Genomic DNA, 19,545 nt, shown 5'->3' on the forward strand with positions numbered 1-19,545 from the left:
CATGGATATTATTCTTGGCGTAGTTATGTTCACCTTGATTATCCTGGCTCTGGTATTAGTGATTCTGTTCGCTAAATCCAAGCTGGTACCATCAGGTGACATTACTATCTCAATCAATAACGACCCGGAAAAAGCAATCACAACCCCTGCGGGTGGTAAACTTCTGGGCGCACTGGCAGGCAGCGGCATCTTTGTCTCTTCTGCTTGTGGTGGTGGTGGTTCATGCGGTCAGTGCCGCGTGAAAATCAAATCTGGTGGCGGTGATATTCTGCCAACGGAACTGGATCACATCACTAAAGGTGAAGCACGTGAAGGTGAGCGTCTGTCTTGCCAGGTGAACGTGAAAGCCGACATGGACATCGAACTGCCGGAAGAAATCTTTGGTGTGAAAAAGTGGGAATGTTCTGTTATCTCTAACGATAACAAAGCGACCTTCATCAAAGAGCTGAAGCTGGGCATCCCGGACGGCGAATCAGTACCTTTCCGTGCTGGTGGTTATATTCAGATTGAAGCGCCACCGCACCATGTGAAGTATGCCGATTACGACGTACCTGAGAAATTCCGTGAAGACTGGGACAAGTTCAACCTGTTCCGTTACGAGTCAAAGGTTAACGAAGAAACAATTCGTGCTTACTCAATGGCGAACTATCCGGAAGAGGAAGGCATTATCATGCTGAACGTGCGTATCGCTACGCCGCCACCTCGTAATCCGGATGTGCCACCAGGTATCATGTCTTCGTACATCTGGTCACTGAAAGCGGGTGACAAGGTGACGATCTCTGGTCCGTTTGGTGAGTTCTTCGCGAAAGATACCGATGCTGAGATGGTGTTTATCGGCGGTGGTGCAGGTATGGCACCGATGCGTTCACACATCTTTGACCAGCTGAAGCGTTTGCAGTCTAAGCGTAAGATGACCTTCTGGTACGGTGCACGTTCTAAGCGTGAAATGTTCTATGTGGAAGATTTCGATATGCTGCAGAACGAGAATGATAACTTTAAGTGGTACTGTGCCCTGTCGGATCCTCTGCCAGAGGACAACTGGGACGGTTACACAGGTTTCATCCACAATGTGCTTTATGAAAATTACCTGAAAGATCATGAAGCGCCGGAAGACTGCGAATACTACATGTGCGGTCCACCGATGATGAACGCAGCTGTTATCAGTATGCTGAAAGATCTGGGTGTTGAAGACGAAAACATCCTGCTGGATGACTTTGGTGGCTAACCCTGCCTGAGGTCTTCCTCTAAAATGGCTGATCCTTTGGATCAGCCATTTTTCGTCAAGCCTCGTATTAATTTTCCTTAGAGCGTATCACTGCCGTGTGAACGGCAGCTGAGCGACATTGTCAGTATTTGGGAGATCCCCGCATGATGAAACGATTCACCCGGGCAGCCATGCTGCTGGTGATGGCACTGGTTGTCAGTGGCTGTAGTGAGCAGCGTCAGTTAATTCACCTGACCGGCTCAACAATGGGGACCTATTATTCGATCAAGTTGATTGAGCAGGAAGGCTTACCGAGCGAAGTGGCACTTCAGAAAGAAATTGATCGCCGCCTTGAACTGGTTAACGATCAGATGTCGACCTATCGTGAGGACTCCGAGCTCAGCCAATTTAATCAGCATCGAAGCAGCGAGCCGTTTGAAGTGTCGGCCGATACGGCGACAGTGGTACAAGAGGCGGTTCGCTTGGCTAAACTGACTGATGGGGCATTGGATGTGACGGTTGGTCCTTTGGTCAACTTATGGAGTTTCGGACCGGAAGCCCGCCCGGATGTGGTACCAACAGATGAAGAGCTGGATGCCCGTCGTCAGGAAGTCGGTATAGAGCATCTGAAGGTTGAAGGTAACGCTTTGGTGAAAGATTTGCCCGGACTGTATGTCGATCTGTCATCCATTGCAAAGGGCTACGGCGTCGATGTTGTGGCTGACTATATTGCCTCTTTGGGGGTGAATGACTATCTGGTTGAAATCGGTGGTGAAATTCGCCTGAAAGGCAAAAATCTGGAAGGTGTGCCATGGCGGATAGCCATTGAAAAGCCAACGGAAGACGGCAGTCGCTCTATCCAGGAAGTGGTTGAGCCGGGTGAAATGGCGGTAGCCACTTCGGGTGATTATCGTAACTATTTTGAAGAAAATGGTGTACGCTACTCACATCTGATCAATCCCATCACAGGCAAGCCGATTACGAACCGTGTGGTTTCAGTCACTGTGATGCATCCTAAATGTATGACAGCAGACGCCCTGGCAACGGCATTTTCTGTCATGGGGGAAGAGAAAGCAATCGCACTGGCAAACCAAGAAAATTGGCCAGTTCTGTTGATTGTAAGTACGGATGAAGGTTTTAAGGAATATGCCTCTGATGCCTTCACGACTTACATGCAGAAGAAATAAGTTGAGAGCATCCTATGTTGGTATATGTAACAACCTTTGGCGTTTTTCTGTTAGTGATAGTCGCAATGGCTGTCGGCTACATTTTCCAGCGCAAAACAGTCGCTGGTAGCTGTGGTGGCCTGGGCGCGGTCGGCATTGAAAAAGAATGTGACTGCCCTGAGCCCTGTGATAAGCGTTTGAAGCGTGAAGCTCGCGCCGCTAAGCAGGAAGAGTGGAAGAAAAATCAGATTATCTGATCGAAGTCTGACGTTCTCGCAGAATCAAAAGCCCGTGGATACTACCGCGGGCTTTTTGTTGCTCGCTATCTGCCTGGCGAGCACATATAATGCTGTGTATAAAAACAGTACTTATTGTCCAGCCACAGGCTGAAAGCCCGATGTTATGCCAGATAAAACCGTGACCGACAGCCATCAACGAAAAATTATCCATGTTGATATGGACTGCTTTTTTGCTGCGGTTGAGATGCGCGACAACCCTGAACTGCAACATGTCCCTATTGCTATCGGTGGCCGCTCTGAACAGCGGGGAGTGCTCAGTACCTGTAATTATCTGGCCCGGCAATTCGGCGTACGTTCTGCGATGCCGACGGCTCAGGCAATGCAGCTTTGCCCGGATCTGGTACTGGTACCCGGCAGAATGGCCGTCTATAAAGAGGTCTCCCAACAAATCAGGGCGATTTTCCAACGTTATACTGCGCTGATTGAACCCCTTTCACTCGATGAAGCCTATCTGGATGTTACAGACAGCACTCTGCACCGCGGCTCAGCGACTTTGATTGCTCAGGATATCCGCCAGTCTATTCGTGAAGAGTTGCATCTCACAGCTTCTGCCGGTGTGGCACCGGTAAAATTCATTGCCAAAATCGCCTCCGACATGAATAAGCCGGATGGTCAGTATGTGGTGACGCCCGCCGAGGTGCCTGCTTTTGTGGCCGACTTGCCATTGGAGAAAATACCGGGTGTGGGCAAAGTCACCATTCAAAAGCTGCACGATATCGGCCTGTATCTCGGCAAGGATGTGCAAGCTTATGACAGGCGGGAGTTGTTAAAACAGTTTGGCAAATTTGGCCAATCGCTGTGGTCGCGGGCGCACGGTATTGATGAGCGTGAGGTGGTGGTCTCGCGTGAGCGAAAATCCGTTGGTGTCGAGAGAACCTTCGCCCGTAACATTGCAGACTACGCCGAATGCTGGCAAATCATAGAGCAGCTGTATCCCGAATTAGAAGCACGGCTCAGAAAGGTGCGTCCGGATCTGCGCATTGCCCGTCAGGGAGTGAAAATAAAATTTGCCGATTTTCAGCAAACCACGGTCGAGCATATTCAATCGGTATTGCAGAAGCAGCAGTTCGCCGCTTTACTGGCCGAAGCCCTGACCAGACAAAAAGGGCGGGAAATTCGCTTAGTCGGCATCAGTGTCGGGCTGGAATCGGGCGTCAAAGCCCAGCAATTGTCGTTTGATTGGTAGGTGTGTTTCAGAAAACTCAGCTTCTTCGGAACAGACAGAGGGGAGCGATAAGCTCCCCGCTGCGTTTATCAGGCTTTCACCGGGATCTGTTTCAGGATGGCGACCATTTGTTCCCAGAACAGGCCAACGGTTTTAATGTTCACCTTTTCGTCGGGGGAATGCGGGAATTTAATGGTCGGACCGAAAGAAATCATATCCATATTCGGGTACGGCTCTTTAAACAAGCCACATTCCAGGCCTGCATGGATCACCATGATATCCGGGCTGTTACCGTAAATATCTTTATAAGTTTCGCGGAACAGATGCATGACTTCGGAGTCCTGGTCGGGTTTCCAGCCCGGATAGGCGCCGGAGAATTCACACTGTGCGCCGGCCAGCTGGGCCAGGGCGCTCAGTACGTGTTCAACACTGCTGCGTCCGGAGTCGATCAGTGAGCGGATCAGGCACAGCAGGATCACGCGGTCAGTTTCTGTGGTGATCACACCCAGATTCAGTGAGGTTTCGACGACACCGGGAATGTCATCGCTCATGCGTACCACACCGTTCGGACAGGCATTGATCATCGCCAGCAGACGCTGCTGGCTGTCAGCAGACAAGACATCACCAGGCAATTCGCTGTTTTCAAGCGACAGTTTGATGCCGGTTTCTATGTTACCCAGCTCGGCATTCAGTATGCTTTGGAATTGGTTGAAATGCGATTGCAGCGCATCAGCTTGATTGGCTGGCAGGGTGACGATGGCAAAGGCTTCGCGGGGAATTGCGTTACGCAGTGTGCCGCCTTTGAGGCTGTGGACACGCAGCCCCAGCGCTGCAGCATGGGCAAACAGAAAACGTCCCAGCAGTTTATTGGCGTTGGCCCGGCCGGTGTGAATATCACAGCCTGAGTGTCCGCCTTTCAGGCCTTTGATCGTCAGTTTGACAGCTGTGTGATCAGCCGGTACCGCCTCACGCTCAATCGTCAGGGAAAGCTCGGCATCAACGCCACCGGCGCAGCCCATGTAGATTTCGCCTTCCTGCTCTGAATCGGTGTTGAGCAGAATATCGCCTTCCAGCCAGCCTTCCTGCAGACCAAAGGCGCCTGTCATCCCGGCTTCTTCATCCACGGTCAGCAGCACTTCCAGAGGGCCGTGCTCAATGTCTTTCGAGGCCAGCACAGCCAGACAGGTCGCCATACCGATACCGTTATCCGCACCTAACGTTGTGCCTCGGGCGGTGACCCACTCACCGTCGATATAAGGCTGAATCGGGTCAACTGCAAAGTCGTGCTCTGTGTCTTCATTCTTTTGCGGAACCATATCAATGTGGGCCTGAAGCACCACGCCTTTGCGGTTTTCCATTCCCGCCGTGGCTGGTTTCTTAATCAATAAGTTGCCAGTGGTATCCCGGCGCACGGCCAGCCCTTCGCTTTCAGCAAAACGAATGATGTGCTGTGCCAACGCCTCTTCATGTTTGGACGGGTGTGGTATCGCGCAAATTTGATCAAAGAATTGCCACACGATTTGTGGCGAAAGATGGCTGATTTCAGACACAGAACTCTCCCTAATAAACTGTCATTCATGCTGCCTGAACCGGACTATCATAGGGTGATTTTCCGGAACAGGCAGACGAATATCTTACCTCAGCCACAGAGAGCTTGCTATTAATCCACTTTTCTTTTCGCTAAATCTTAAATTGAGAGATCTGTACATTCAGGTGACGACCACTAGTGAGCAGTTGCTCACTGGCTGCCGCAATCTGCTGTCCTTGCGAAACATGGCTGTGGCTGTGTTCACTCAGCTGCGACAGGCTGATGTTAATGGCTTCTGTCGCATCGGACTGCTGCTGGCTGGCGTCCGCAATATGTTGATTGAGGTCTCGAATCGTGTGAATTTGCTGACTGATTGCTTCCAGTGCATTGGCGACATCCTGGGCATGTTTCACCGTACTGGCTGATTGCTCACTGGTCTGGATCAGGGCGTTACTGACGTTGCTGGAGCGATTCTGCAGCCGGGTGATAATGGTTTCTATCTCATTGGTGCTGGACTGAGTGCGGGTCGCCAGGGTGCGCACCTCATCGGCGACCACGGCGAAACCTCGTCCCTGCTCACCGGCCCGAGCCGCTTCAATGGCAGCATTGAGTGCCAGCAGGTTGGTCTGCTCGGCAATGTTGCGGATTACATCCAGCACAGCCCCTATGGTTTCAGAATCTTCGGCCAATGCTTGTGCACTTTTATTGGTTTCATCCAGCAAGGCGAGCAGGGCGCGCATTTCCTCTCCCGAGCGAGACACGACACTCAGCCCCTGTTCACTGTGAGATTGTGCTGCGGTTGCGGCATCGGCCGCGGTCGCGGCTGAACGTGCGACTTCCTGATTACTGGAATGCAGCTCTGTCATGGCCGAGGCTACCGAATCTACCCCCTGATGCGCCTGACTGGCACTCTCGGCCGTGGTATGGGCGACGGCATTGAGCTGACTGGCGGCCGAACTGATATGCTCACTGACGGGTTCGACTGCCCGCAGCATGTCACTGATTCTATCGGCAAACTGATTGTAGGCTGCAGCAATACGGCTCAGTTCATCATTCCCCTGAACCGGCAGGCGTCGGGTTAAATCACCTTCACCGCGGGAAATATCCTGCATGGCCTGCAAGGTAGATTCACACGGGGCAGTAATGCTGCGGCCAATCACTTTGGCCAGCACCAGCATCAGGATCAATGAAGCGGCCAGAATGAGCCCGAGGCGTTGTAATTCTGCGTAAAACAGCGCTTTGACATCATCGACATAAATCCCAGATCCCAGAATCCATCCCCAGGGGGCAAATCCTTTGACATAGGAAATTTTATCAACCGGCTCTGAGTGACCTGGTTTTTCCCATTGATAATCGACAAAGCCCTGGCTTTGCTGCCTGACGATATTTGCCATGCTGACAAACAGTGTATGGCCGAGCGGATCTTTGAACTGGGAGAGATCTTTACCGTCCAGCTCAGGTTTGAACGGGTGCATCACCATCTTGGGATGGTTATCGTTAATCCAGAAGTAATCATTCTTCTCGTAGCGCAAGCTGGCGATAGCCTGTTTCGCCTGATGTTGTGCTTCAATACGGGTCAGCTTGCCCTGAGTTTCCTGCTGGTAGTAGTAGGTCAGCAAACTATGGGCGCTCTCGACCAGATTTCTGGCTTTATCTCGTTTTTGGTCCAGAAGGGTATCCTGATAGCCGGATATAAAGGTAATCAGCGGGAGCAGGGTCAGAATGGTAATGATCAAGCCCAGCAGATACAGACGGCTGCTGATCGATAGTGAACGTAAGTGAGGGAGTTTTGTCATAGCGCTTTCTTCCTTGCTTGCACTCAGGCAAATGATCTTAACCGATGTTGTCTGCTTATTCGGGAATTAGGTATGCCACTTTAGTCTCATTTGTGTAGATTTACGGCCGGGTTAACATAAACCACGGTGTAATAAATTATCGACAATGGGTGTTTTTGAGAGATTAATCCATAAAAGTGTGACGCAGTTAAAATTTAAATTGTAATTAAATTACCAATTGGTTATTATTTTCCCAAGTTGAAAAACGATAGTTAGCACAGGGAAAGGTCAGTGCATGAACTCCAGGGAACCGAGATTGGTGGCCAGGTTGCTCTCAGGCAGCCTCCAGGCAATAGAAATAAATTAGGAAGTCGTTGTTATGAATGTATATGAATCCACAGCAAAATTTTGGAACAATCAAGGCGTTTTCAGTGGTGCGTTTAGCTACCCGCGATCTTTTGGTTACTGATAATTGAATTGCTCACGGCACATCTCCCCCTATGTGCCTGCAACCTTAGCGTTGCGAACAGATGTTCACCCCTAACTTTGAAGACTAACCAGATGGTTGCTCTGCCGCAGTGTTTGCTGCCGACCGAGACCCGATAACTTAGTTTTGCCGCCACCCGGGAAAGGGTGGCGTTTTTTTTATCTTCCGCTTCACTCAATGTGTTTTCCCCGGCATTTCCGACGGAAATACTGCGAAAAGGAATGTATTCGATTACATTCAGCCAAACAGAGTAAAGATTTCACTCTTTATCTATGATTAAGCGTTTGCTTTTGCTGTGAAAAATTTAATTGCTTAAATAATACGCATGATGACATTTGTTTAAGTTATTGATTTTTATTTATTTGTGTTGGGTGTTGGAAATGAGATGGACTAAAATCAGCCATATATCTGACACTGGCGGATATTTCTGACCAGTCTGGTAATTTACTACTGATAAGCCTATAATCGCCCCCCAAAATTACTGTGACGCAATCGTTTACTATTTGCGGTAATACTTTTTGCGTTTCAGAGGTAGCAAACACTTTTCTCCAAGGACCAGAGAGCAATGCTTGAGAAACTGTTTAAGTTGAGTGAAAACGGTACGGACGTTCGTACTGAAGTGCTGGCAGGTGCGACGACCTTCCTGACGATGGCCTATATTATCTTTGTGAATCCGTCGATGTTGTCGGCCACTGGGATGGATAAAGGTGCGGTCTTTGTGGCGACCTGTCTGGCAGCCATGATAGGTTGCTTTGTGATGGGCCTGGTGGCCAATTACCCGGTTGCTCAGGCGCCAGGTATGGGCTTGAATGCGTTCTTTACTTATTCCGTTGTGTTGGGAATGGGGCATACCTGGCAGGTAGCGCTGGCGGCGGTCTTCTTCTCTGGCCTGTGTTTCATTGCCCTGAGCCTGCTCAAAGTACGGGAATGGTTGATCAATGCCATTCCTATGTCTCTCCGGATTGGTATCACGGCGGGAATCGGATTATTCCTGGCCTTTATCGCACTGCAAAGTGCCGGTATTGTCGTCGATAATCCAGCCACTCTGGTACATGTCGGTGATCTGACAAGCTTTTCTGCCGTCATGGCATCATTGGGCTTCGTGCTGACCATTGCTCTGGTACACCGTGGATTGAAAGCCGCCGTCCTGCTGGCGATTTTGATCGTAACGGGCCTGGGGATCCTGTTTGGCGACATCCAATACAGCGGAATTGTTTCCGCGCCGCCAAGCATCGCGCCGACTTTCATGCAACTGGACTTTAGTGGTGCCTTGGATGTGGGTCTGGTGTCGATTGTTTTTGCCTTCCTGTTCGTGGACTTGTTTGACACTGCCGGCACTTTGGTTGGTGTAGCAACCAAAGCCGATATGGTGGATAAAGACGGCAAGTTACCACGACTGAACCGTGCGCTGCTGGCAGACAGTACAGCGACCTCAGTGGGGGCTTTGCTGGGGACATCCAACACCACCTCTTACGTTGAAAGTGTGGCGGGGGTTGCTGCGGGTGGCCGGACTGGCCTGACGGCTGTGACTGTTGGTGTTCTTTTCCTGCTGGCGCTGTTCTTCTCGCCACTGGCTGGCATGGTGCCTGCGTACGCAACGGCGGGTGCGCTGTTTTACGTGGCCATTCTGATGATGTCAGGTCTGGTGGGAATTGACTGGCGTGACTTAACAGAAGCAGCACCTGTAGTTGTGGTTTGCCTGCTAATGCCGCTAACATATTCTATCGCGGAAGGTATCGCGCTGGGCTTTATCACCTATGCTGCAGTGAAATTGCTCAGTGGAAAAGGACGCGAGGTGAACATCAGCGTTTGGGTTATTGCCGCACTGTTTGCAGCTAAAATCATCTTTTTATAATTTGTTTATCGACCAGCGGTTTTTATTCGCTGATTTAGAGGTTCATCGGATATGAGTAATAAGTTCGTCATCACCTGGGACAACATGCAGAGCTACACACGTCAGTTAGCTGAGAAGCTGCTGCCGGCTGAGCAGTGGAAAGGCATTATCGCGGTAAGCCGTGGCGGTCTGGTACCGGCTGCCATTCTTGCGCGTGAACTGGGTATTCGTCATGTTGATACAGTCTGTATTTCAAGCTATGACCACGATCATCAGCGTGATATGAAAGTACTGAAAAAAGCAGAGGGTGACGGTGACGGCTTTATCGTGGTGGACGATCTGGTGGATACCGGCGGTACGGCTGAAATGATCCGTGCTATGTACCCGAAAGCAAAATTCGTGACCGTATGCGCCAAACCTGCCGGTAAACACCTGGTTGATGATTATGTTGTCGATATTGCTCAGGATACCTGGATTGAGCAACCCTGGGATATGGCAGTGACCTTTGTGGATCCGATTGCCAAGCGCTAAGTAAAAACAGTCCCCCCTGAATTTTTTCAAAAAGGAGCGAACAGGCTCCTTTTTTGTGCCTGCCGTTTGGGGTAATGGCTGAGAAAACATATACAATATAGCCAGATTCAATGTTATCGCTGGGGTGGCGGTAGCAGGTTCTGAACCGACAAATGCAGGAGTCAATTGTGTCTGAGCCTTCTAAGGTAAACTTGTCTGAAAAATTGTTTGCTCCTCGTCAAACGACCAAAGAAACCTCGAGTCTGGTTAAGCTGGCCCATACTTCATCCCAAGAAGTTCATAACGCACTCGATGGGGACAGTGAAAATGGCTGGTACCGGGTTCTGCGACGCCCGCTATGGATTTGGCAAGGCGTTGATCCGATTGAAATGGAAAGTGTTTTTGCCAAAATTGCCAGTGCCGAAGCACAACGTACCAATGATGATCTGCTGGATACAGTGATCGGCTACAAACCTGGCAACTGGGTCTATGAATGGTCGCAGCTCGGCAGTAAATACCAGCGTTTAAGCCGCGAGTGCCTGGATAAAGGCAACAAAGAACAGGCCGCTAAGCTGTTGCTTAAAGCGAGTACCCATTACGGAATCGCAGCCTATCCGCACCTGAAGGGGGATGAGCTGGCCGCGCAGGCAGAACTACAGGCGACTCTGACCTATAAAGATGCCACTGAACTGATGCCGCATCAGGTGAAAACCATTGATGTGGCCTATCAGGGCAAAAAGTTTCAGGCTTTTATTCACTTGCCTTGTACCGATAAGTTGTTGCCGACCGTGATTGTCAGTGGGGGGCTGGATACCTTACAGACTGAGCTGTGGCCTTTGTATCAGGATTATCTCGGCCCTGCCGGTTTTGCGATGATCACACTGGACATGCCATCGGTCGGCCACAGTGCGGCTTGGCCATTAACCGAAGACACCAGTCGCCTTCACCAGGCATTGCTGCAACAGGTGCGTGATGTGCCCTGGGTGGACCATAACAGGGTCGCGATGCTGGGGATACGCTTTGGCGGTAATGCTGCGATCCGGCTGGGGTTCCTGGAACCTGGCCGGCTGAAAACCAGCATCAGCATTGGTGGCATCATTCATGGATTCCTGAGCCAGCCTAAGTTGCTGAACGGCATGCCCAGAATGTATCTGGACATGTTTGCTTCCCGGATGGGGAAAAACTGGGTGTCCAAAGCAAGCCTGGTTTCGCATATGAGCGCCTGGTCGCTCAAGCAGCAGGGGTTGCTTGCGCGCCGTAAAGTGGAGATCCCTATGCTGGGGGTCAGTTTAAAAGATGATCCTGTTTGCCCTGAGACGGATAACCAGCTGATTGCCTTATCAAGCCGGGGCGGGAAAGCGGTGACAATGCCTGCCGCACCTTTGCACGATGGTTACCACAGAGTGATGAGCACGGTAGTCGACTGGTTGAAGGACACACTGTAAGGTTGTTTTGTCTGGTCCGAGGATGTAAATAATATGTTGCCATTTTATTGGCCTTGTGCGTTAAATGGTCATTCCAACAAGGGATATTTTCAGAAAGTTGCGCTTTTTTTGAACTCCGACTAAGGATGGACATGCTATGCCAACACAAGTCATTTTTCCTCCTCATGGCCGCCTGATGACCAAGCTGACTGCGCTTGGCCCGTATCTTCGCCAGCAGCACTCATCCGAAGGGCATTTTTTCTTCGATTGTCTTGCCAGTTGTATTAATGCCAAGAAAGCACCGGAAGAACGTGAGTTCTGGGGCTGGTGGCTGGAAATGGTTGAAACAGAAGCCGGCTATCAGTACCGCTATTACTTCGGGCGTTATGACATCAATGGCGACTGGCTGGAAGATAAAGTGCCGGCCAAGCACCTGGAGCCGGTTCAGCAGACTCTGGATGATTTTTACCAGAAACTGATTACCCTGCTTGAACAGGAATACTCGCTCACGCTAAGCCCGGCATCGGATCTGTCAGCACCGACTTTATCCGTTTCGGCCTGATTTCAGTACTAAACCCTGAAAAAACAGAAAATGCGCCGTTACCGGCGCATTTTTCTTGTGCTTTACGGTCGGGGTTGATAAAACAAATGCCATTCATCCGCATCCTTTTTGAATCTTCATGGCAGACAATCACGAAAAACATCGCAGTGAGCAAACTGCTCACCATACAGAGCAAACTGCAATACAGACCATAGTGGTGAAACTGGGGACCAGTGTGCTGACTGGCGGCACCCTCAAGCTGGACCGGGCCCATATGGTTGAACTGGTTCGTCAATGTGCGCATTTGCGACAGCAGGGGCATCAGGTCATTATTGTGACTTCCGGCGCCATTGCCGCAGGTCGCGAGCACCTGGGCTACCCTGAGTTGCCGAAAACCATGGCCAGTAAGCAGTTGCTGGCAGCTGTGGGCCAGAGCCGTTTGATTCAGGAATGGGAGCAGCTCTTCAGTATTTATGGCCTGCATGTGGGTCAGATGCTGTTAACCCGCGCAGATCTGAATGATAGAGAGCGTTACCTCAATGCCCGGGATATGCTGCTGGCCTTGCTGGAGCACGGGATTATTCCTGTCGTGAATGAAAATGATGCCGTCGCAACGACTGAAATTAAAGTCGGTGATAACGACAACCTCTCTGCGTTGGTTGGCATTCTGGCCGGTGCAGACAAGCTGTTGCTGCTGACCGATCAGCCAGGGCTGTTTACTGCCGATCCGCGCAGCAACCCGGATGCGGAACTGATACGCGAAGTCCATACCATTGATGAAACCCTGCGCAAGCTGGCCGGTGGCAGTGTCGGTGGATTAGGCACTGGCGGTATGGCGACAAAACTACAGGCGGCGGATGTGGCCCGCCGGGCAGGGATTGAAGTGATTATTGCCGCGGGCAGCAGACCGGAAGTGATTGCCGGTATCGTGCAGGGCGAGCAACTGGGCACGCATTTCCTGCCGCTGGAATCGCCGCTGGAAAGCCGTAAGCGCTGGATTCTGGCCGGTCCTCCTCCTGCCGGGGATATCATTGTCGACGCCGGGGCGGCCATGGCCGTGACTCAGCGCGGCAGCAGCTTGCTGGCGAAGGGCATTACTGCGGTGAAAGGCGAGTTTGAGCGGGGCGAAGTGGCCCGCATTTACAGCGCCGATGGCATTTTGCTGGCCCGCGGCATTAGCCGCTATTCAAGCCTGGATATCGCGAAAATCGCCGGTAAACACAGCCAGGATATCCACAAGGTACTGGGTTATGAATACGGGCCGGTTGCCGTGCACAGGGATGATCTGGTACTGATATAACCAGAAGCAGAGAATCATACCCAAGCCTGTTCAGAGAGCTTGGGTTGAATTAACTTGGCAGAGACAGACCGACAAAGGGGAACAGGGTGGAATTGCAAGCAATGGGACAGGCAGCCAGACAGGCTGCTTTTACACTGGCAACGACAGCGACCGCGCAGAAAAATCAGGCGCTGGCGTTTATCGCCGATGAACTGGAAGCCCGTCAGGCAGAGATTCTGGCAGCCAATGACAAAGATCTGGCTGCGGCGCGAGAAAGCGGCATGTCTGAGGCGTTGCTGGATCGGCTGATGCTGAATGCATCGCGTCTCGCGGCCATCGCCGGTGATGTGCGCAATGTGATTGGTTTGCCGGATCCCGTTGGTGCCGAGCTGGATTCGCGTGTGCTGGAAAATGGGATGCGCCTGAGCCGCCGCCGTGTTCCGTTAGGTGTGGTGGGGGTGATTTATGAAGCCCGCCCGAACGTGACGATTGATATTGCAGCGCTGTGCCTGAAAACCGGTAACGCCAGCATTTTGCGCGGAGGACGGGAAACCTTCCACTCCAATATGGCGCTGGTCAGTGTGATTCAGCAGGCGATGGAGAAAGCAGGCCTGCCTGGCGCATCGGTGCAGTATATTGCCAAGCCGGATCGCGAGCTGGTCTCTGAGCTGCTGACCATGGATCAGTATGTCGATATGATCATTCCCCGTGGCGGTGCCGGTTTGCACAAAATGTGTAAAGAAAAGAGCACGATTCCTGTGATTATCGGCGGCTTTGGTATCAGCCATGCCTTTGTCGATCAGTCTGCCGATTTGGTGCGCGCGCTGGATGTGGTGGAAAATGCCAAAGTGCAGCGTCCATCCGCCTGTAATGCGTTGGATACACTGCTGGTCCATGACGCGGTGGCGGCCGATTTTCTGCCTTCACTGGCCGAGCGCATGAACCAGAACAAAGTGACGCTGGTCGCTGAAGGTAAGGCGCTGGAGATACTGCAAGGCCAGGCCGATCAGCTGCGCGAGGCGCAAGCGGGGGACTTTGATACCGAGTGGCTGAGTTATACCCTGGGGGTGAAACTGGTGCCTGATGTGGAAGCGGCTATCCGTCATATGCAGGATCACAATGCCAGCCATTCCGATGCCATTCTGACCAATGATCTGATGTCGGCCGAGCGTTTCATCAATGCCGCAGGATCTGCCGCTGTGTATGTGAACGCTTCAACCCGCTTTACTGATGGCGCACAGTTCGGACTGGGCGCTGAAGTTGCGGTGTCTACTCAGAAACTGCATGCCCGCGGCCCGATGGGGCTGGAAGAGCTGACAAGCTATAAGTGGGTCGGACAAGCGGATTACCTGTGCCGCAGTTAAGGCCAGGGTCACACTGAATGAGAAAAATAACCGGTTCCGAGCAACCGGTTATTTTTTGTCTGCCGCATCTGTCGCATCATCCTGAGGATGTTGATGCTTCAGGTTTTCGACTTCCTGCTGTTTTCGCAACAGCTCCTGGGTTTTGTCGTGGCGGCCGAATTTCATATTGGCCGTGTATTTTATGGCGGCAATATTGCTGACCACCACACTGACAATGATGATCGTGATAACCCAGGGATTGAGCAGCCATTCCATCTCAGACCTCACAGATGTTGTTGATGTACTTACTATAAAGCGTATCAAGGTTTGCCAGAATATGCGATTTTCCTGCAACAGGTTGATTGCCTATCACAGTGGCAAGCTGGCTTGGCGTTAGCTGCTTCCGAAGCGACTGACTGACAGGAAAATAGCTGATATGCCAGGGCTCGACAGCGACACCACCTAAATCAACGGCATAAGGCCGGTAGAAACCAAAACGGCCCATGTTGTCCGTCAGCCAGGTGTTGAAAGCAGCCTGATGTCCGCCTTCTTCGTATTCCCAGGGTTCTAACTGTAACTGGATGCCTTGCGGCAGGCAGTTGCGGGCATAGACATCCAAATCGGTTCCCCAATGATGGCGGCTGCCACCGGGCAGGGCCGACCAGCGTAAAATCGCCCGGATCTTATCCAGCTCGCTCAGACAGCTCGTATCCAGCGGCTGACTGCAGCTGTCCAGTATCGGACGCACGCCGTTGAACTTGTTATTCCAGATCAGCATTTGGCGCTCAAAGGAGCGAAAGGCACTGGCAATCGTCAGCTCGAACCCGGCGTCAGCGGCCGCCTGTTGCAAGGCGGCCAGCGCATCGTGAACGTCCTGATGAATCAGGCGGTGCTGATACTCACAGAGATGGCTTTCATCCAGCCCTGTGAGTTGCTCCAGCGTCAGTGTGCTTTGACTGAGTGTCATGCCAGGGCTTTTTCCATCACTTTCTGATACATATCAGTGAGTTTTTCCAGATCGGCCATTTTCACACATTCGTTGACTTTGTGAATGGTGGCATTGACCGGCCCCAGTTCCACCACCTGTGCCCCGGTGCGGGCAATGAAACGGCCATCCGAGGTTCCGCCTGTGGTCAGCAGCTCAGGACGCTTATGGTTCACTTCTTCAATGGCGCTGACCACAGCTTCCAGTAAGGTACCTTCGTCGGTCAGGAAAGGGTGGCCGCTGAAGGTCCAGATCAGATCATAGTCAAGGCCGTGAGCATCCAGTACCGAGTGGACTTTGCGCTTGATGTCTTCCACCGTCAGTTCAGTGCTGAAACGGAAATTGAACTGGACGTGGAATTCACCGGGGATCACATTGGATGCACCCGTGCCCGCTGCGACATTGGCAATCTGGAAACTGGTCGGCGGGAAGTAGTCGTTGCCATTATCCCAGACAGCGGCAGAGAGTTCGGCCAGGGCCGGCATCGCTTTGTGAACCGGATTATCGGCCAGATGAGGGTAGGCCACGTGGCCCTGGACACCTTTCACGATCAGATCGCCTGTGATGGAGCCACGGCGACCGTTTTTCACCACATCGCCGACTTCATGGGTGCTGGACGGCTCACCGACAATACACATGTCGATTTTTTCCTGCCGCGCCTCCAGCGTATCGACCACCCGTGTCGTCCCATTGATGAAAGGGCCTTCCTCATCCGATGTGATCAGCAGGGCGATAGAGCCTTTGTGATCCGGATTCTCAGCCACAAAACGTTCAATGGCAACGATCATGCAGGCAAGCGACCCTTTCATATCGGCGGCGCCGCGGCCGTGCAGGTAACCGTCTATGACTGTGGGCTCAAACGGCGGTGTGTGCCATTGCGCTGCTGGTCCGGCGGGCACGACGTCAGTATGGCCGGCAAACACAAACAAAGGTGCTTCTGTGCCACGGCGCGCCCAAAAGTTGGTGGTATCTTCAAATACCATGGTCTCAATCTTGAAGCCCAGTTTTTCCAGTCGGGCAATCATGACATCCTGACACCCGGCATCTGCCGGGGTGACTGATTGTCGGCTGATAAGGTCTTTGGCCAGGGCGATGACTGGGCTGTCTGACATCCGTGTTTCCTTCTTAATATTGCGTAGTTAATGAATGTGATTTCGAACGTTAAGCGAAAATGGCCTGATACTGATCCGGTTTGAAACCCAGATGGTATGTTTGGTTGTGAACCAGTAAGGGGCGTTTGATCATGGCCGGCTGTTCCAGCATTAAGGTGAGTGCGCTGTCGCGGTTGAGGGTATTTTTCTGCTCGTCACTCAACTGGCGGAACGTAGTACCCCGTTTGTTGAGCAGCGCTTCCCAGCCCAGTTCGGCTTCAAAGGCTTCAAGGAGGCTGCGATCCAGACCGTCAGCACGGTAATCATGAAAACGGTACTCGATGCCTTGCTCATCCAGCCACTTTTTCATTTTCTTGATGGTATCGCAGTTTTTGATCCCGTAGGCGATGGTGCTCATAATCTAACCTGTTTTTCTGTCTGGCAGGAATAATAAAACAAGCCCCATTTATAACGGGAATGTGCAGGGTTCGCAATGGCAAACCCTGATTGAAATCCGGGGTGAGGGCTATCTGTTCTGCGTTTGCAGGTAGATGACGGTGGCCGCGGTGCGGGAGCCGACGTCCAGCTTTTTCAGCAGGCTTTTGATATGCACTTTCACGGTCGCTTCTGAAATGAACAACTGAACCGCAATATCTTTGTTGCGCTTCCCCTGAGCGACCAGGTGAAGGATCTCTTTCTCTCTGCCGGTCAAATCATTGAGCGGATCGCCGGTGTTGGCACTGTCTGCCAGATACTGACTGATTTGATGACTGAACACCTGCTGGCCGGCAACGGCCTGATGCAGTAATACCAGCAGTTGCTCGGGTTCGGTGTCTTTCAGAAGATAGCCGTCGGCACCGGCTTTGATCAGTGCGCGAATGTCACTGGGGTTATCGGACACGGTCAGGATCACGACGATGGCCTGGCTGTCCTGTTCACGCAGCGCACACAGGGTATCTAACCCGGAGAGCCCTTTCATATTGAGATCCAGTAAAATCAGATCGGGTTCATGTTCGCTGGCTATATCCAGTGCCTGATAGCCGTTACTGGCTTCACCGACCAGCTCAAAACCGGTTTCCAGTTCCAGTAACTGGCCGAGACCGCGACGCATCAAAGGGTGGTCATCAACAATTAAAACCCGGTAGGCCGGCGTGTTACTCATGGTTATTTTCCTGTGTCTGTAACGCAAATTTCAGTTGAACCAGGCAGCCTTTGCCCGGCGCGCTGGTAATGGTCAGCTGGCCGCCGAGGCTCTCGGCGCGTTCATGCATGATCGACAGACCGTAATGGGCAGCCTGAGTGTGATCCGGATTGAACCCCTGACCATCATCGGCAATTTCAACCCGCACATGATTTCCCTGCTGAAGACAATCAACGGTGATCGTATTTGCTCTGGCGTGCTTTATGGCATTGATGACCGCTTCTCTGGTCAGGTGGATCAGGTGAATATGCTGCGATGCGGTCAATTGGATTGAGGGCAGCTGATTATGAAGCAAGATACTGGCATTGGTTTGATTACGCAGCACACTCAGCATGTCGTTCAGGGCATCGCCCAGCTTGCCGGGTTTGACCGACAGACGAAAGGTATTGAGCAATTCGCGCAGCTGGCGATAGGCCTGAGACAGGCCATGGTCAATATCATCAATCACGCCGTTGGCAGATGCAGGTGATGTGGCCAGCTGACGCTTGAGCAAAGTGAGCTGAATTTTTAGATAAGACAGCGCCTGAGCCAGCGAGTCATGCAGCTCTCTGGCGATGGTGGCTCTTTCTTCCATCAGCAGCAACTGCTCGTTCTGGACCTGGGTCTGCTGGGCGTAGAGTGCGCGGCTCAGCAGGTGACCGACACTGATGATCAGTGCCGGGTCCGGACACGGCAAGGTATGCTGCCACCAAAGCGTGCCCAGGTGCTGGTTCTCCTGCTTCAGCGCATGATGATGCCAGGACTGATTTTCTGCCGGGTCCCCGGCCTGAAATTCCGTCCGTATCCCTTGCCCTTCTTCAACGACCAGCCTGATAGCGGCGAAGCCTTCCAGCTGAATCAACCGATCGAGTACCTGATTGAAGTGTCTGGCCTGAATGCGGTTCATGGATAATAACTGTGCGCAGTCATACAGGGTTTTCAGTGCGTTGTTGGCTTCCTGCAGCCGGTGCGTTTTCTCTGCAACGGTACGCTCAAGCGCCTGATAACTTTGCCCCAGCTCTTCAGCCATCTGATTGAACGCTTTTGCCAGAGTGCCGAGTTCATTCTGGCAGTCTTCCTGTACCCGAACGGCAAAATTGCGAGACTGTACCTGCTGGCTGGCGATGAGCAGGTTATACAGCGGTGGCACAATAAATCGCCGGCTGTACTGAATCGCAAATAACGCCAGCAGCAGTATCAGTCCCAGCCCCAGCCCGGCAATCATGGCCATCAATTGCAGTTTTTGCTTTGAAAAGGCTTGTAATTCATAGACGAAGTGATCGATCCGGTCGACAAATTCGGGCACCTGGCGGATGAAGAAACCGGGATGCAGGCCGGTCAGCTCCGGGCTGATGCGCCGCCAGTCGTCCAGTATGGCCTGGTAGCTTTGGGTCAGATTGTCCGGGGTGGTCAGCCCGAGCAGAGAGGTCATCGCGGGGGTCGCCAGCGTCTGGCCGAACTGGGCTACATCCTGTGTATCCGCCTGACCTTTTTCTGCCAGCTGGAATGCCAGCCGGTAGCTTTGCATGCGCAGCGAACCCGCCAGATTGACGACCTCAGCGTCATAGCGGCTGGCATTGACGGCAAACAGAGTGGCGCCGGTTGTCAGCAGGGAAAGCAGCACAATGGCCAGCATAACTCTGGCCACCGTTCCCGTGACACTGCCAGCGAGCAGGTCAGACTTTGGCAGGGAGGTTGAGGGGGATAAATCCGGACGTTTGGGCACACGTTCTC

At 52.2% G+C, this 19,545-nt stretch carries 18 protein-coding genes; 10 read left to right on the top strand and 8 right to left on the bottom strand.

Annotated features, from left to right (window positions below; genetic code table 11):
• The first annotated feature begins 1 nt into the window (after nt 1).
• The 4 genes from nqrF to dinB all read left to right on the top strand — a co-directional run bounded on the left by nqrF (nt 2) and on the right by dinB (nt 3,855).
• The gene (gene nqrF / locus P4S53_RS13325) at nt 2–1,225 is read left to right on the top strand and encodes an NADH:ubiquinone reductase (Na(+)-transporting) subunit F (protein WP_337113025.1); all 1,224 of its coding nucleotides are present in this window, start codon (nt 2–4) and stop codon (nt 1,223–1,225) included.
• A 170-nt stretch (nt 1,226–1,395) separates the two neighbouring features.
• Entirely contained in the window at nt 1,396–2,391 is a 996-nt protein-coding gene (locus P4S53_RS13330) for an FAD:protein FMN transferase (RefSeq protein WP_337114485.1), read from the top strand.
• A gap of 14 nt (nt 2,392–2,405) precedes the next feature.
• A complete protein-coding gene (nqrM, locus tag P4S53_RS13335) occupies nt 2,406–2,627 on the top strand; it encodes a (Na+)-NQR maturation NqrM (RefSeq protein WP_027253869.1) in 222 nt (73 codons plus the stop codon).
• A 145-nt stretch (nt 2,628–2,772) separates the two neighbouring features.
• On the top strand, nt 2,773–3,855 hold the full coding sequence (gene dinB / locus P4S53_RS13340; protein ID WP_337113026.1) for a DNA polymerase IV: 1,083 nt from the start codon (nt 2,773–2,775) through the stop codon (nt 3,853–3,855).
• 68 nt (nt 3,856–3,923) lie between these two features.
• On the opposite strand, the gene P4S53_RS13345 is transcribed toward dinB, so the two are convergent.
• Together P4S53_RS13345 and P4S53_RS13350 are read right to left on the bottom strand one after the other, a co-directional pair.
• Nucleotides 3,924–5,384, bottom strand: a complete 1,461-nt coding sequence (locus tag P4S53_RS13345; protein ID WP_337113027.1) for an aminoacyl-histidine dipeptidase — start codon at nt 5,382–5,384, stop codon at nt 3,924–3,926.
• 130 nt (nt 5,385–5,514) lie between these two features.
• Nucleotides 5,515–7,158 carry a methyl-accepting chemotaxis protein gene (locus tag P4S53_RS13350; protein WP_337113028.1) on the bottom strand — a complete coding sequence of 548 codons (1,644 nt, stop codon included), beginning with the start codon at nt 7,156–7,158 and terminating at the stop codon, nt 5,515–5,517.
• 1,031 nt (nt 7,159–8,189) lie between these two features.
• Here P4S53_RS13350 and P4S53_RS13355 point away from each other — a divergent pair.
• The 6 genes from P4S53_RS13355 to P4S53_RS13380 all read left to right on the top strand — a co-directional run bounded on the left by P4S53_RS13355 (nt 8,190) and on the right by P4S53_RS13380 (nt 14,576).
• Entirely contained in the window at nt 8,190–9,479 is a 1,290-nt protein-coding gene (locus P4S53_RS13355) for an NCS2 family permease (protein ID WP_337113029.1), read from the top strand.
• A gap of 51 nt (nt 9,480–9,530) precedes the next feature.
• On the top strand, nt 9,531–9,989 hold the full coding sequence (gene gpt / locus P4S53_RS13360; RefSeq protein ID WP_027253874.1) for a xanthine phosphoribosyltransferase: 459 nt from the start codon (nt 9,531–9,533) through the stop codon (nt 9,987–9,989).
• Between the two features lie 167 nt (nt 9,990–10,156).
• Nucleotides 10,157–11,413 carry an esterase FrsA gene (gene frsA / locus P4S53_RS13365; protein WP_337113030.1) on the top strand — a complete coding sequence of 419 codons (1,257 nt, stop codon included), beginning with the start codon at nt 10,157–10,159 and terminating at the stop codon, nt 11,411–11,413.
• A gap of 136 nt (nt 11,414–11,549) precedes the next feature.
• Entirely contained in the window at nt 11,550–11,954 is a 405-nt protein-coding gene (gene crl / locus P4S53_RS13370) for a sigma factor-binding protein Crl (protein ID WP_027253876.1), read from the top strand.
• A 118-nt stretch (nt 11,955–12,072) separates the two neighbouring features.
• A complete protein-coding gene (proB, locus tag P4S53_RS13375) occupies nt 12,073–13,233 on the top strand; it encodes a glutamate 5-kinase (protein ID WP_337113031.1) in 1,161 nt (386 codons plus the stop codon).
• 86 nt (nt 13,234–13,319) lie between these two features.
• Nucleotides 13,320–14,576, top strand: coding sequence for a glutamate-5-semialdehyde dehydrogenase (locus P4S53_RS13380; protein WP_337113032.1), 1,257 nt, complete (start codon nt 13,320–13,322; stop codon nt 14,574–14,576).
• A gap of 48 nt (nt 14,577–14,624) precedes the next feature.
• Here the strand turns inward: P4S53_RS13380 and P4S53_RS13385 are convergent, their stop codons facing one another.
• From P4S53_RS13385 to narQ, 6 genes are all read right to left on the bottom strand, one after another.
• Nucleotides 14,625–14,831, bottom strand: coding sequence for a DUF2897 family protein (locus P4S53_RS13385; RefSeq protein ID WP_337113033.1), 207 nt, complete (start codon nt 14,829–14,831; stop codon nt 14,625–14,627).
• Nucleotide 14,832: 1 nt separating this feature from the next.
• On the bottom strand, nt 14,833–15,522 hold the full coding sequence (locus tag P4S53_RS13390) for a M15 family metallopeptidase (protein WP_337113034.1): 690 nt from the start codon (nt 15,520–15,522) through the stop codon (nt 14,833–14,835).
• Nucleotides 15,519–16,652 carry a succinyl-diaminopimelate desuccinylase gene (dapE, locus tag P4S53_RS13395; protein ID WP_337113035.1) on the bottom strand — a complete coding sequence of 378 codons (1,134 nt, stop codon included), beginning with the start codon at nt 16,650–16,652 and terminating at the stop codon, nt 15,519–15,521. The genes P4S53_RS13390 and dapE overlap by 4 nt, the downstream gene beginning before the upstream one ends.
• 49 nt (nt 16,653–16,701) lie before the next feature.
• Nucleotides 16,702–17,049, bottom strand: a complete 348-nt coding sequence (locus tag P4S53_RS13400) for an ArsC family reductase (protein WP_337113036.1) — start codon at nt 17,047–17,049, stop codon at nt 16,702–16,704.
• Nucleotides 17,050–17,157: 108 nt separating this feature from the next.
• Entirely contained in the window at nt 17,158–17,793 is a 636-nt protein-coding gene (locus P4S53_RS13405; protein WP_337113037.1) for a response regulator, read from the bottom strand.
• A complete protein-coding gene (gene narQ, locus P4S53_RS13410; RefSeq protein ID WP_337113038.1) occupies nt 17,786–19,537 on the bottom strand; it encodes a nitrate/nitrite two-component system sensor histidine kinase NarQ in 1,752 nt (583 codons plus the stop codon). Before narQ ends, P4S53_RS13405 begins: the two co-directional genes overlap by 8 nt.
• Nucleotides 19,538–19,545: the final 8 nt, after the last annotated feature.

The sequence above is a fragment of the Photobacterium sp. Hal280 genome, from assembly GCF_037162255.1.
GTDB lineage: Bacteria > Pseudomonadota > Gammaproteobacteria > Enterobacterales > Vibrionaceae > Photobacterium.

Coding starts and splice junctions, on each gene's coding strand:
- dinB (WP_337113026.1), top strand. CDS start 2,773: ATGCCAGATAAAACCGTGACCGACAGCCATCAACGAAAAATTATCCAT.
- P4S53_RS13390 (WP_337113034.1), bottom strand. CDS start 15,522: ATGACACTCAGTCAAAGCACACTGACGCTGGAGCAACTCACAGGGCTG.
- proB (WP_337113031.1), top strand. CDS start 12,073: ATGGCAGACAATCACGAAAAACATCGCAGTGAGCAAACTGCTCACCAT.
- P4S53_RS13400 (WP_337113036.1), bottom strand. CDS start 17,049: ATGAGCACCATCGCCTACGGGATCAAAAACTGCGATACCATCAAGAAA.
- P4S53_RS13350 (WP_337113028.1), bottom strand. CDS start 7,158: ATGACAAAACTCCCTCACTTACGTTCACTATCGATCAGCAGCCGTCTG.
- P4S53_RS13330 (WP_337114485.1), top strand. CDS start 1,396: ATGCTGCTGGTGATGGCACTGGTTGTCAGTGGCTGTAGTGAGCAGCGT.
- P4S53_RS13355 (WP_337113029.1), top strand. CDS start 8,190: ATGCTTGAGAAACTGTTTAAGTTGAGTGAAAACGGTACGGACGTTCGT.
- nqrF (WP_337113025.1), top strand. CDS start 2: ATGGATATTATTCTTGGCGTAGTTATGTTCACCTTGATTATCCTGGCT.
- nqrM (WP_027253869.1), top strand. CDS start 2,406: ATGTTGGTATATGTAACAACCTTTGGCGTTTTTCTGTTAGTGATAGTC.
- dapE (WP_337113035.1), bottom strand. CDS start 16,652: ATGTCAGACAGCCCAGTCATCGCCCTGGCCAAAGACCTTATCAGCCGA.
- crl (WP_027253876.1), top strand. CDS start 11,550: ATGCCAACACAAGTCATTTTTCCTCCTCATGGCCGCCTGATGACCAAG.
- gpt (WP_027253874.1), top strand. CDS start 9,531: ATGAGTAATAAGTTCGTCATCACCTGGGACAACATGCAGAGCTACACA.
- P4S53_RS13405 (WP_337113037.1), bottom strand. CDS start 17,793: ATGAGTAACACGCCGGCCTACCGGGTTTTAATTGTTGATGACCACCCT.
- P4S53_RS13385 (WP_337113033.1), bottom strand. CDS start 14,831: ATGGAATGGCTGCTCAATCCCTGGGTTATCACGATCATCATTGTCAGT.